An 11,271-nucleotide genomic window follows, 5' to 3' on the forward strand; every position below is an offset into this window, starting at 1 on the left:
GGGTGGGAGCCAGCCCGCTGGCGATGGATGCTCGCCGCGAGCACCCATCGCCAGCAGGCTGGCTCCCACCCGGCAACATCCATGACCCTCCGCCAGAAACTCCTCCTCGTCGCCCTCTGCACCCTGGCCCTCCCCGTGGCCGGGTGGCTCTACGTGCGCCAGATGGAAACGCTGCTGCGCGAAGGCCAGGCGCAGGCGCTCGTCGCATCGGCGCGCGGCATGGCCCGAAGCCTCGTGGTCGTCGACGCGCCGATTCCGCCGGCCGGGCCTGCGTGGTACGTGCAGCGCACCACCGTACCCATCGCGATCGACGGCTACGGCGACGACCTCGCCTCGCTCAGCCCGTGGGCCCAGTCGTTCGGCCGCAACGCGCGGGTGATCCTCGCGGAAGACGATCACTGGCTCTACTTCTACATCGACGTGCGCGCACCGCAGCGCCGTCGCGCCGACGCCACCGATCGACTTGCCCTCAGCGCCGACCACCTCGTGGTGTCCATCGCCAGCGGCGACGACACGCAGCGCTACCTCCTCGCCAGCGCCGCGCCCGGCGCGACCACCGCCATCGCGCTCGACGCCGAGGCCGGCGTGCTGCCCGATCGCATCAACGCGCAGTGGCAGGAAGACGGCAGCGGCTTCCGTGCGGAATTCCGGCTGCCGCGCGGACTCCGGCTCGACCGCTTCGGCCTTGGCGTGCACGTCATCGCCGAGGGCGATCACGAACCGCTGACCGCGGAGAGCCGCCCGCTGCTCGACTTCTCGCCGTCGCTCTCGCAGGAAATCGGCCGCCTGGCGCCCGACGGCGTGCGCGTGCGCGTGCTGTCCGATGGCGCGTGGTTGATGGCGCAGAGCGGCAAGCTCGACCTGCCCGATCTTCCGTACAGCGAACGCCCCGGCTGGTTCGCGTCGCTCGTCTACCGCTCGCTGCTGGCCACGCGCCTCGACCCCGACAGCGCCTGGGCGGAAGACGCGCCGCGCATCGAGCTGCCGGAAGTGCGCGAAGCGCTGCAAGGCCGGCCCGCCACCGCGTGGCGCGCCGGCGAAGCGCGCGGCAGCGTGGTGCTCGCCGCCGCGACGCCGATCGAGGTACGCGGCAAGGTGCACGGCGTGGTGCTGCTCGAACAGCCGAGCCGCGCGGTACCGCTGCTCGCCAACCGCGCGCTGTTCGGGCTGCTGCTGACGAGCTTCGCGGTGCTGCTCGTCGCCGGCGGCGTACTGCTGCTGTTCGCCACGCGCCTGACGATCCGCCTGCGTCGCCTGCGCAACGCCGCGGAGCGCGCGCAGGACAACGACGGCCGCCTCGACGGCCCGTTTCCGCTCACCGACGCCACCGACGAGCTGGGTGACCTCGCTCGCAGTTTCGCGCGGCTGTTCGACGTGGTGGGTGGCTACACCGACTACCTGCGCACGCTCGCGTCGAAGCTCTCGCACGAACTCAACACGCCGCTGGCGATCGTGAAGTCGTCGCTCGACAATCTCGACCACGCCGGCCTGCCGGCGGAAGCCGAGCCCTACCTCGCGCGTGCCCGCGACGGCGTGGCACGACTCGGTGCGCTGGTTCGCGCGATGAGCGAAGCCTCGCGCATGGAGCGCGCCATCGCCGCCGCCGAAGCCGAAGACGTCGATCTCGCCGACATCGTGCGCGGCTGCGCGGACGGCTACCGCCACCTCACCGGCGACCGCGAGCTCGCGGCGGAGCTGCCCACCACGCCGGTCTTCATGCACGTGTCGCCCGAACTCATCGCGCAGGCGCTCGACAAGCTCTTCGACAACGCGCTGTCGTTCACGCCGCCCGGCGGCTGGATGCGCATCGCGCTGCGACCTACGGCGGAGGGCGCGGACATCGAGCTCGCCAACGAAGGCCCGCCGCTGCCCGCCGCGATGCAGGGCCGCCTGTTCGACTCGCTGGTCAGCCTGCGCGACAAGGCCACCCCCGGCGACGCACCACACCTGGGCCTCGGCCTGTACGTCGTGCGCCTCGTCGCCGAGCGCCACCAGGGCATGGCCAGCGCCCGCAACATCGAAGGCGGCGTCGCGTTCACCCTGCACCTGAAGGGCATGCCCCGCCAACGCCTCGCCTGAGCGGCGCCGCTGGGCGCCAGCCCGCTGGCGAAGGGAGCTCGCCGCAAGCCCCCATCGCGGCCAAGGCCGCTCCCACACAGGCATCGAACCCCCGGTGGGAGCCAGCCCGCTGGCCTCAGGTGGGAGCCAGCCTGCTGGCGAAGGGTGCTCGCCGCAAGCCCCCCATCGCGGCCAAGGCCGCTCCCACACAGGCTGCGATCTCCCGGTGGGAGCCAGCCTGCTGGCGAACGGTGCTTGCCGCAAGCACCCATCGCGGCCAAGGCCGCTCCCACACAGGCTGGCTCCTACCTATTAACGGCTACAATCGACGGTCACCCCGAAGCCGATCTCCGCCCCATGATCTCCCGCGACCAATTCGACGCTTACGCCGCGCAGGGACACACCCGTATTCCGCTGGTGCGCGAGGTGTTTTCCGACCTCGATACCCCGCTGTCGGTGTACCTCAAGCTCGCCGATGGCCCGTACACCTTCCTGTTCGAATCCGTCGAGGGCGGCGCCACCTGGGGACGTCATTCCATCATCGGCCTGCCGGCGCGGCGCGTGTATCGCCTGCGCGGTCACGAGCTGGAAGTGGAAGAAAGCGGCGAAGTCGTCGAACGCCGCCACCTCGACGACCCGCTCGCCGAGATCGAAACGCTGCGCAAGCAGTACGACGTGCCGAAGCTCCCGGGCCTGCCGGACTTCACCGGCGGACTCGTCGGCTACTTCGGTTTCGAGACCATCGGTTACATCGAAAAGCGCCTCGCACAGTGGGACAAGCGCGACGAGCTCGGCACGCCCGACGTGCTGCTCATGCTCGCCGACGAAGTGGCGGTGTTCGACAACCTCAAGGGCCGCCTCTACCTCATCGTGCACGCCGACCCGTCGGGTCCGCAGGCCTATGCCGAAGCGTCGCGCCGTCTCGACGCGCTGACGTTCCGCCTGCGCCAGTCCGGCGTGTCGTACCCGCAGATGCTGCAGCCCGCCGCGCTCGACGAGTCCGATTTCAAATCCTCGTTCACGCGCGAGGAATACGAAGCCATGGTGCGCACCGCACAGGAATACATCCGTGCGGGCGACATCTTCCAGGTGGTGCCGTCGCAACGCCTCAGCATCGGTTTCAACGCGCGGCCGGTCGACGTCTATCGCGCGTTGCGCGCGACGAACCCGTCGCCGTACATGTACTTCATCGACATCGGCGAAACGCAGATCGTCGGCTCGTCGCCCGAGATCCTCGTGCGCCTGAAGAATGGCCGCGTGGTACTGCGTCCGATCGCCGGCACGCGCCGCCGCGGCAAGGACGACGCCGAAGACATCGCGCTCGAGACCGAACTGCTCGCCGATCCGAAGGAACGCGCCGAACACCTCATGCTGATCGACCTCGGTCGCAACGACGTGGGCCGCGTCAGCCAGACGGGCACGGTGGAGCTCGCGGAATCGTTCGTCGTCGAGCGCTACTCGCACGTGATGCACATCGTGTCGCAGGTCGAGGGCGACATCCGCGACGACCTCAGCTACATGGACGTCATCAAGGCCACGTTCCCCGCCGGCACCGTCAGCGGCGCGCCGAAGATCCGCGCGCTCGAGATCATCCAGGAACTCGAACCGTTCAAGCGCAACATCTACGCCGGCGCCATCGGCTGGCTCGGCTGGTGGGGCGACGCGGATACCGCCATCGCCATCCGCACCGCGGTGATCCAGGACGGCCGACTCCACGTGCAGGCCGGCGGCGGCGTGGTCTACGACTCCGACCCGGCCGCCGAGTGGGAAGAGACGATGAACAAGGGCCGCGCGCTATTCCGCGCGGTGGCACAGGCGGCCAAGGGCCTCTGATTCCAACCCTTGCAGCAGCGCGCCTCGCGCGCGACCGCTTGCGAGGCCAGACGCATCAGGCCCTGCGCGCGCCTGCCGGATCGACGATGCATCTGCCCCGAAGCCAGCACACGACATGCCCATGACCACCCGAACCCTCATCGCCGCTACCTCGCTCGCCGTGTTCGCCGCCACCGCGCAGGCGCGCGAGCCGTGGACCGATGACGTCGCCTCGCGCACGCAGGTGCTGGCGCTGCTGCAGTCGTTCAACGCCGACCTGCTCAGCCACCCCAGCGCCACGCTCACGCTGGAGCGCTGGTGCGGCGTGCATCAGCTCGCACCGGAGGCGAAGATCGTTGCGCACCGGATCAAGGGTCAGGACAAGCCCCTGCCCGACGACGCGCGCGAAACGCTCGGCATCGGCAAGGACGAGCCGGTGCGCTACCGCCGCGTGCAGCTCGCCTGCGGCGACCACGTGCTGTCCGAAGCCGATAACTGGTACGTGCCGGCCCGGCTCACGCCGGAGATGAACCAGATCCTCGACACCACCGACCAGCCCTTCGGCAAGGTGGTGCAGGCGCTGCACTTCCGCCGCCAGACGATCAGCGCCGAACTGCTCTGGTCCCCGCTGCCCGCCGGCTGGGAAATGGACGCGCCGCTGCCACCGTCCCGCGACGGCGCACTCGCCATTCCGCACGACGTGCTCCGCCACCGCGCGGTGCTGTTCAATCAGGCCAACCAGCCCTTCAGCCTCGTGGTGGAAACCTACACGGCAGAAGTCCTGGCCTTCGGCCACCGCTGATTCGGCAAGCCAGGCACCGAGCCCCCGGTGGGAGCCAGCCCGCTGGCGAAGGGAGCTCGCCGCAAGCCCCCATCGCGGCCAAGGCCGCTCCCACACACCCACAGGCATCGAACCGCCGGTGGGAGCCAGCCTGCTGGCGAAGGGTGCTCGCCGCGAACACCCATCGCAGCCAGCGGCTCCTACGCCAAGCCGCGTATCCCATCCGGCCGACTTGGCACCTGGGCCGCCGCACCGGAAGCTGTGTTCCAGCCCCGAAGGAGCGCCGCCGTGTCGTCCGTGCCGATCTCCGCACGCAAGCCGCCCAACGCCAGCCTTCCCGGCACGCACGGTTACGCTTCCCTGCTGAGCATCAGCAACACGCCCCGGCTCGGCCCGCAGCCCAATTCCCTCGACCACGCCGTGAGCTGCGCCACCCACTGGGTACGGATGTCGGACGGTCGCCGTCCCGACGCGATGTGGCTCGAAGCCGGCGCGATGATGCAGAAGATCGTGCCGCGCGCGGAATGGGTGCGTTACCTCCGCAAGATCCGCCTCGATCGCGGCGCACTCGTCGGCCGCGAGTGGTTCGAAGTCACCCGCGTCCGCGATCCGGCCGGGTTGCCCGCAGGCGACTACCTCAACGTCATCTTCGTCGCGCATTACGCTCGTGCGCTCATCTACGAAACCGTCTCGCTCGCACCAGGCAGCAGCGGATGGCTGCCCGTCGGCTACGTGATCCGCCCGATCCAACGCGAGATCAGCTTCGCGCCGTAGGCGAAGGCACGGCCCGTCACCCGAACCACTCCAACCGAAGAGGGTGGGAGCCAGCCTGCTGGCGAAGGTTGCTCGCCACAAGCCCCCATCGCGGCCAAGGCCGCTCCCACACAACCGGTGGGAGCCAGCCTGCTGGCGAAGGGTGCTCGCCGCAAACACCCATCGCGGCCAAGGCCGCTCCCATACACACAGGCATCGAACCTCCGGTGGGAGCCAGCCTGCTGGCGATCCGCGCAGCGGCCCATCACCCGAATCACCCCTTCGGCAGCACCACCTCTACCACCGGGTGATCGTCGATCGCTCGCTCAAAGCGCCCCATCCAGCGCCTCATAAAACCGCTCGGGCGCCTCGATCATCGGCGAATGCCCCAGCCCGTCCAGCAACACGAACCGCGCGCCAGGAATCCGCGCCGCCGCCTCCTTGCCGAGCGCCGGATAATCCCCCAGCTTCGCGGCGACATCCGCGGGCGCGGCATCCTTCCCGACCGCCGTGCGGTCCTTCGATCCCACGATCAGCACCGTCGGCACGCGGATGTCCGGAAACTCGTAGACCAACGGCTGCGTAAAGATCATGTCGTACGTCAGCGCCCCCGCCCACGATGACACCTCACGCCCGTCGCCTTCGTACATGCCCGCCTGCATCAGCGCCCAGCGGTCGTATGCCGGCTTCCATCGACCGTCGTAGTAGCTCTTCAGCTGATAGGCCTTGATGCTCGCGTACGACGTCTTCAGCTCGCTCGCGTACCACGCATCGACACTGCGCCACGGCACGCCCTTGGCCTTCCAGTCCTCCAGTCCCAGTGGATCCACCAGCACGAGCCTCTCGACGCCCTGCGGAAACATCAGCGCGTAGCGCGCGCCGATCATCCCACCCATCGAATGCGCGACCACGGTCACCTTGTCCACGCCGAGCCGCTTCAGCAGATCGTGCGTGTTCGTCGCGAGCTGCTGAAAGGTGTATTGATAACCGCGCGGCCTGGACGATTTGCAGAAGCCGATCTGATCCGGAACCACCACGCGATAGCCTTCCGCACGCAGGTGTTCCGCGGTCGCCGCCCAATAGGGCCCGCAGAAATTCTTCCCATGCAGCAACACCGCGGTGCGTCCGTTCGCGTGCTCCGGTGTCAGGTCCATGTAGGCCATCTCTAGCGACTGGCCCTGGCTCTTCACCGGGAACATCGTCACCGGGTACGGATAGTCGAGCCGTTCGAGGCGCGCGCCGAGGTCTTCGACCTTCGGGCCGTCGTCGGCCAGCGCGGGCAGGGCGACGAGCAACAGGGAGGCTGCAAGCGTACGGAACATGAAGGTCTCCGACTGTAGGAGCCGCTATAGCGGCGAGCTCTTGGCGACGCGCGAAAGAGCTCGCCGCTATAGCGGCTCCTACACGAGCACCAGCCTGAGCTTATAGCCATCCATCGGCCCGGTGGCATACTCGCCCTCACGCACCATGAAGGGATGTCGCCATGTCGGATTTCGAAACGCCGTCACATACGTACACGCGCCCGCCGATGACGCGCGGGGTCGATCCCCAGCGGATGAACTGGCTCTGGCAGCTGATCCTGCAGGCCACGGACCTCGACACGGCGGACGTGCGCGCCGCACTGGCGGCGGCCGGCGTCGGCGGCGCCGACAAGCGCATCGCCAGCTGGCAGGCCCAGGACGGCGACGACAACTATTTCCCGCTGACCATCGCGGAACTGGAGCGCAACCTGCGCTCGGTGGTGGCGTGGAAGGCGAAGCAGAGCGAGCAAGAGACCTGACGCCCTGGTGGGAGCCAGCCTGCTGGCGAAGGGTGCTCGCGACAAGAACCCATCGCCAGCCTGCTGGCTCCCGCCGAATTACGAATAGCGCTCCGACAGAAACCGGAAGAACGCCCGAAGCCCCTGCGCTTCGCCACCGCGCGGATGCGCCGGGCGGTCGCCGTCGTTCCACGAATACGTATCCAGGTGCATCCAGTTCTGCGTATCCGGCACGAAGCGCTCCAGATACAGCGCCGCCGTGATCGCGCCCGCATGCCGCGAAGGCCCGGCATTCGCGAAATCGGCAATACCCGATTCCAGCATCCGCCGGTACGGCCGCCACAGCGGCAACCGCCACATCGGATCGCTCACGGCTTCCGCCGCGCCGATGACACCGTCGGCCAGCTGGTCGCGATTGGTGAACAACGCCGGCAGCTCCGGCCCCAGCGCCACGCGCGCCGCACCCGTGAGCGTGGCGAAATCCACGATCAGATCCGGCGCCTGTTCCACCGCGTAAGCCAGCGCATCGCACAGCACAAGGCGACCCTCGGCATCGGTGTTGTCCACCTCCACCGTGTGGCCCGCGCGCGTGCGGATGACCTCGCCCGGACGCATCGCGTTACCGGCGATGGCGTTCTCCACGGCGGGCACCAGCAGCGTCAGGCGCACCGGCAGCTTCGCCTTCATCACCAGGCCGGCGAGCGCGATGGCGTGCGCGGCACCGCCCATGTCTTTCTTCATCCAGCGCATGCCATCGGCCGGCTTGATGTCGAGGCCGCCGGTGTCGAAGCACACGCCCTTGCCGACGATCACGAGCTTCGGATTCGAATTCTTGCCCCACGTCAGCTCGATCAGGCGAGGCGGACGATGGCTCGCGCGACCCACGGCGTGGATGGTGGGGAAATTACCGGTGAGCAGTTCGTCGCCGACCCACTCCTGCACCTTCGCCTTGTGCTCGTCGGCGTGCGCGTGGATGGCCTTGGAGAGATCCTCCGGGCCCATATCTTCGGTCGGCGTGTTGACGAGGTCGCGCACCTGCGCGGTCGCATCGATCAACGGGGCCAGCGCGCGCAGCGTGGCCGGGGCCACGGCGAGCTGCGACGACTTGCGCTCGAACGTGCGATAGCGCTCGAAGCGATACGCGCCCAGCGCCCAGCCGAGCGCCGCGAGCTCGGTGTCCTCGATGACGCCATCCTCGTCCAGCTCGTACGTGCCCAGCGGCAGACGGAACGGCAGGCCACCCAGCGCGGACAGCGGCTGGTGACGATCGACGCCGATCAGCACGCGCGAGATCTCGCCCTTCGCACCCGGCAGCACCGCGAGCGCGCCAGGCATCGGACGGAAGCCGGTGGACGTGAGCCATTTGCGCTGCGGCGTGTCGAGGCGACTTTCAGCCGCCGCCATGCTCGTCGGATCGACGGTCTCGATGGGGATAGCGGTGCGCTTGCCGGATTTGCGTTCGATCAGAGGTGACATCAGGCCTCCCGTGCCTCGCGGTTGCCAGACCGCGTCGATGAATTGTTACCGTCGGTGAACCACTATTCTAACGGCCAGCGGCGGACGCCGCGTCAATCCAATCGGCAAGAGCCGTCATGTCGGGGAATTCCAGATCCGGCGCCGGCCCGTGCGACCAGCGCTCGCCCGTGCGGTTGAGCCACACGGTGCGCATCCCCGCATCGCGCGCGCCGACCACATCGAGCAGGGGATCGTCGCCCACGTGAAGGATGTCCTGCGGCGCGATACCGAGGGCGTCGGCGGCCGCGAGGAAGATCTGGGGGTGTGGCTTGGCCACGCCCACGCCGCTGGCGTTGAGCCGCGTGTGGAAATACGTGTGCAGCCCGATCACTTCGAGATCGGCATTGCCGTTCGAGATGCTGACCAGCGGCATGCGCGAGGCGATGCGATCGAGCGCGGGCAGGGTGTCGGGGTAGAGCTCGACGTTGTTGCGCGCCGCGAAATAGATGCGCCACAGCTCGTCGACGGGGGCATCGTGGATACCGCAGGCCGCGAAGGCGTGACGGATGGTGAGGCGGCGTTGTTCGCTGAAATCGTGCGAGAGGTGGGTGTTTTCCCGCGCCACCTTCTCGCGGAGCTCGCGCATGGCCTCGATGGGCCACGCGCTAGCGACATCCGGATGGTGCTGCTTCAGCCAGCGATCCACGCAGTGCTCGGCCTCGATCAGGGCCGGCAGAACCGGCCACAGGGTGTCGTCGAGGTCGAGGGATACGGCGCGGATCGGCACGGCTTAGCGCGCGCCGACCTTCAGCACCTGGCCGAGACGGACGTTGTTGTCCTTCAGGCCATTCATGGCGCGGAGCTGGTTCACGTCCACCGCGTTCTTCTTCGCGATGGAATAGAGCGTGTCGCCCTGCGCCACCTTGTAGGTGCGCGCCGCGGCGGCCGGCTTCTTCGCCTCGGCCTTCGCGACCTTGGCCGGCTTGGCGACCGGCGCGGCGTCGGCGACCTTCGGCGTGGCGACGGCGCTGGACTTCTCCGTCGCATCGACCGGCGCGGCCGGCTTCGCGACCGGCTTGCCCTTCACCGTGACGGCATCGGCCAGCACCTTGGCGAACTTGCCGCCCACCTTGGCGTTGTCCGACGAGGTGAAGGCTTCGGCGTGCACGCCCTTGAAGCCCTGATGCGCCGACGTGGTGACGCTGGCGACGACCTTGGCGAACTGCGACGGCTCCGCCGTGGTGGCGACCGAGGCCTTGGTTTCCTTCGCGGCCTTCGCACCCTTGCCGGCGACCTGCGCCTTGGCGACGGCCGTTTCCTTCGCGACGGCCGCGGCGGCGAGCGCCGGTGCAGCGGCCGGGGCCGCGGTCGGCGTGGTCATCGGCTGGCCCACGTTGGCACGCGTGCCGACGGTGGAGGCGATGGACGCGCGACGGGCGGCATCCTTCGAGGCCAGCGAGGCGCCATCGGCGTACGGCACCAGGTTATGCGAGCGCAGCAGCGAGCTGCCGGCGCTGGAGGTGACGAACGCGATGAAGTCCTTCACCTCGGCGGCCTTCGGGCCGGTCTCGTTCGTGACCAGGTAGAGCTCGGTATACAGCGGGTAGGCGCCGCTACCGACCGTCGACATCGAGGGCGCGACGCCGTCGATGGAAAGGATCTTCACCTTCTTGTTCGAGGATGCGCCCGCGAGCGTGCTGGCGCCGAGGCCGCGCTTGTCGAGCGTGACGCCTTCTTCGAGCTTCGCCACGTTCACGTAAAGGCGCGGCGCAGCCACCGGCTGGTTGCCGCGGCCGAAGAGCAGGCGACGCAGGCTGTATTCCACGCCGTCCTGCGGGCTGGCCACGGCGTAGAGGTTGATCGGGGCGTCTTCGCCGCCGAGGTCCTTCCAGTTCGTGATGCGGCCCATGTAGATCTCATGGAGCTGCTTCAGCGTGATGTTGCTCACCGGGTTCGACGGGTAGGTGACCATCACCAGGGCGTCCCACGCCACCGGCGTGAAGGTGAGCGACTGCTCCGCGGCGCCGATGCCCGGGCGGGCCGAACCGGCGAGATCCGCCGAGCCCTTGGCGACGGCGTCGATGCCGGAGGCCGTATTGAAGGGCTGCAGTTCGATCTTGCCCTTGCCGGCTTTCTCCCATGCCTTCGCGACATCGGTGACCACGCCGCGCGCGGTGGTGATATCGCCACGCCAGACGAGCTGCGGGCCGGCGGCGAGAACGGTGGCGGAGGCGCTAAGGCCGATCAGCGTGGCGGTGAACAGTCGCGCGAGACGAAGAGACATGGACGGCAAGAACCTCGGTGGAGATAGGACGGGCGAGCAAGGCCGCAATTGTGGGCCATCGTGGGCCCGCGCGCACCATTGACGTCAGTGGAGCATCCTGCCGACATGAAACGGAACGTAACCTGTCGGGAGATTCAGGTTCGTCGCAAGCACCCATCGCCAGCAGGCTGGCTCCCACCAAAGCTCGGCAGTCGCTTTGTGCCGAAGGGTGGAAGCCAGCCCGCTGGCGATCCGGCGAAGCGGGCACTCTCGCGATGACATGCTTCCCGAAGGGTGGGAGCCAGCCTGCTGGCGATCCCGCGAAGCGGGCACTCTCGCGATGACATGCTTCCCGAAGGGTGGGAGCCAGCCTGCTGGCGATCCCGCGAA

Annotated in this window: 9 protein-coding genes; 5 read left to right on the forward strand and 4 right to left on the reverse strand. The window is 68.6% G+C overall.

Going from position 1 to position 11,271, the window contains the following annotated elements; translation table 11 throughout:
- Positions 1-81: 81 nt before the first annotated feature.
- From BMX32_RS08495 to BMX32_RS08510, 4 genes are all read left to right on the forward strand, one after another.
- The gene (locus BMX32_RS08495) at positions 82-2,079 is read left to right on the forward strand and encodes an ATP-binding protein (protein ID WP_089977281.1); all 1,998 of its coding nucleotides are present in this window, start codon (positions 82-84) and stop codon (positions 2,077-2,079) included.
- 336 nt (positions 2,080-2,415) lie between these two features.
- Complete coding sequence (gene trpE / locus BMX32_RS08500) at positions 2,416-3,891, forward strand: anthranilate synthase component I (RefSeq protein WP_089977285.1); 1,476 nt, start codon at positions 2,416-2,418, stop codon at positions 3,889-3,891.
- A gap of 121 nt (positions 3,892-4,012) precedes the next feature.
- The gene (locus BMX32_RS08505; protein ID WP_089977288.1) at positions 4,013-4,672 is read left to right on the forward strand and encodes a hypothetical protein; all 660 of its coding nucleotides are present in this window, start codon (positions 4,013-4,015) and stop codon (positions 4,670-4,672) included.
- Positions 4,673-4,939: 267 nt separating this feature from the next.
- The gene (locus tag BMX32_RS08510) at positions 4,940-5,425 is read left to right on the forward strand and encodes a DUF4019 domain-containing protein (protein WP_089977292.1); all 486 of its coding nucleotides are present in this window, start codon (positions 4,940-4,942) and stop codon (positions 5,423-5,425) included.
- Positions 5,426-5,730: 305 nt separating this feature from the next.
- Here the strand turns inward: BMX32_RS08510 and BMX32_RS08515 are convergent, their stop codons facing one another.
- Positions 5,731-6,726 carry an alpha/beta fold hydrolase gene (locus BMX32_RS08515; protein WP_089977295.1) on the reverse strand — a complete coding sequence of 332 codons (996 nt, stop codon included), beginning with the start codon at positions 6,724-6,726 and terminating at the stop codon, positions 5,731-5,733.
- 161 nt (positions 6,727-6,887) lie between these two features.
- On the opposite strand from BMX32_RS08515, the gene BMX32_RS08520 reads away from it, so the two are divergent.
- Positions 6,888-7,184, forward strand: coding sequence for a hypothetical protein (locus tag BMX32_RS08520; protein ID WP_089977298.1), 297 nt, complete (start codon positions 6,888-6,890; stop codon positions 7,182-7,184).
- A gap of 78 nt (positions 7,185-7,262) precedes the next feature.
- Here the strand turns inward: BMX32_RS08520 and BMX32_RS08525 are convergent, their stop codons facing one another.
- The 3 genes from BMX32_RS08525 to BMX32_RS08535 form a co-directional block, all read right to left on the reverse strand.
- The gene (locus BMX32_RS08525; protein ID WP_089977302.1) at positions 7,263-8,639 is read right to left on the reverse strand and encodes a leucyl aminopeptidase family protein; all 1,377 of its coding nucleotides are present in this window, start codon (positions 8,637-8,639) and stop codon (positions 7,263-7,265) included.
- A gap of 67 nt (positions 8,640-8,706) precedes the next feature.
- Positions 8,707-9,405, reverse strand: coding sequence for an HAD family hydrolase (locus tag BMX32_RS08530; protein WP_089977305.1), 699 nt, complete (start codon positions 9,403-9,405; stop codon positions 8,707-8,709).
- A 3-nt stretch (positions 9,406-9,408) separates the two neighbouring features.
- A complete protein-coding gene (locus tag BMX32_RS08535) occupies positions 9,409-10,902 on the reverse strand; it encodes a LysM peptidoglycan-binding domain-containing protein (RefSeq protein WP_089977309.1) in 1,494 nt (497 codons plus the stop codon).
- Between the last annotated feature and the right edge of the window lie 369 nt (positions 10,903-11,271).

Origin of the sequence: Luteibacter sp. UNCMF331Sha3.1 (assembly GCF_900109915.1) — a bacterium.
In the GTDB taxonomy this organism is placed as follows: Bacteria; Pseudomonadota; Gammaproteobacteria; order Xanthomonadales; family Rhodanobacteraceae; genus Luteibacter.

What these genes read in the sequence shown, in the direction of transcription:
- BMX32_RS08495 (WP_089977281.1), top strand. Translation starts at nt 82, where the DNA reads ATGACCCTCCGCCAGAAACTCCTCCTCGTCGCCCTCTGCACCCTGGCC.
- trpE (WP_089977285.1), top strand. Translation starts at nt 2,416, where the DNA reads ATGATCTCCCGCGACCAATTCGACGCTTACGCCGCGCAGGGACACACC.
- BMX32_RS08505 (WP_089977288.1), top strand. Translation starts at nt 4,013, where the DNA reads ATGACCACCCGAACCCTCATCGCCGCTACCTCGCTCGCCGTGTTCGCC.
- BMX32_RS08515 (WP_089977295.1), bottom strand. Translation starts at nt 6,726, where the DNA reads ATGTTCCGTACGCTTGCAGCCTCCCTGTTGCTCGTCGCCCTGCCCGCG.
- BMX32_RS08520 (WP_089977298.1), top strand. Translation starts at nt 6,888, where the DNA reads ATGTCGGATTTCGAAACGCCGTCACATACGTACACGCGCCCGCCGATG.
- BMX32_RS08525 (WP_089977302.1), bottom strand. Translation starts at nt 8,639, where the DNA reads ATGTCACCTCTGATCGAACGCAAATCCGGCAAGCGCACCGCTATCCCC.
- BMX32_RS08535 (WP_089977309.1), bottom strand. Translation starts at nt 10,902, where the DNA reads ATGTCTCTTCGTCTCGCGCGACTGTTCACCGCCACGCTGATCGGCCTT.